This is a genomic window from Rhizobacter sp. P3_B12 (assembly GCF_056402895.1).
The window spans coordinates 1-1,310 of record NZ_JBFUGN010001335.1 but is presented as its reverse complement, the minus strand read 5'-3'; the positions used below and the strand labels follow the sequence as shown (position 1 = coordinate 1,310).

Annotated in this window: 1 protein-coding gene; it reads right to left on the bottom strand. The window is 70.5% G+C overall.

Annotated elements, in window-relative coordinates:
* Positions 1-137: 137 nt before the first annotated feature.
* On the bottom strand, positions 138-1,310 hold a 1,173-nt coding region (locus tag AC1D01_RS35010), incomplete at its 5' end, for a glycosyltransferase family 4 protein (protein ID WP_477874166.1).

Genomic DNA, 1,310 nt, shown 5'->3' with positions numbered 1-1,310 from the left:
GCAGGGAACAGATCGATCCCAATGCCCACAGCAGTTGCTGTGGCGGCACCGCTTGCGGCGCCCCTCCCTTCGTCCTCAACATCGAGGCTCACTCCCGTTCTTGTGTGCTGCAGTCTAGCCAGCGCGGGGCCGATTTCTCATGAAACCGGCGCCCCCACTTTGGGGGATGACGCGCTCAGCAAGGCGTCGTAGCCGACGAGGCCTGCCTGCATCGAATAGCGCTGCGCGAGCTGGCGCGCCGCCAGCCGGCGTGCGGTCCAGGCACTGCCGCCTTCGAGCGCGCCGGCCGTGGCCTCGGCGATGCGTGCCACGTCGAAGAACGGCACCAGCGCGCCCGTCTCGCCGTCGGTGACGGCCTCGCGCACCGGCGCCGTGTCGGAGCCGATGACCGCCGCGCCGCAGGCCATCGCCTCCAGCAGCGACCAGCTCAGCACGAACGGGTACGTGAGGTACACGTGCGCCGCCGACACCTGCAGCACCTTCAGGTACTGCGCGCGCGGCAGCTTGCCGGTGAAGTGCGTGCGCTCGGGGTCGAGCTTCACCTCCTGCAGCATCTTCTCGCGCCAGTTCGTCGCATCGCGCACGCGCTTGCCGTAGCTCACGCCGTCGCCGCCGACGATGATCGCGTGGCACTGCCTGTTCTGCTGCTGCAGCCGCTCCAGCGCCCGCATGAAGACGTGGAAGCCGCGGTACGGCTCGAGGTTGCGCGCCACGTAGGTGACGACCGGATCACCCGCCTTCAGCACCACGCCGCTGCGCGTGCGGATCGCCGCCTGCGCATCGGGTGCGAGGCCGTCGATGTCGATGCCCTCGTGCTGCACGCCGATCTTCGGCAGGAAGATCTCCGGATGCCGGCTGCGCTGCCAGTGCGTCGGGCTGACCGCGGCATCGCAGTTCGTCAGGTTCAGCGTGTGCAGCGCATTCCAGGTGCGGATGCGCGCGCGGTCGTCGAAGCTGATCGGGAACTCGGGGTCAAAGCCCAGGTCCTGGCCCTCGGCGTTGTAGTACCACTCGCACAGGTGCACGAGGCGCGCATCGGGGAACACGTCCTTCGCATACAGCGTCTCGCCCCAGCCCGGGTGCGCGAGGATCACGTCGGGCCGGAAGCCCTGCTCGCGCAGCTTCAGCATCGCGCGCGCCGCCGCCTGGCCGTGCAGCGTGGCCGACTCCATCTGCCGCAGGTAGCCGTGCTGCTGCGCGTGCGGGGCGCGGGCCAGCTTGTAGTGCGACAGGCCGTCGAACCCGGGCAGCCCCGGCGCCGTCTCGCGGCCCAGGGCCCGAACCTCCCAGCCCGGGCGCCGGGCCCAGGC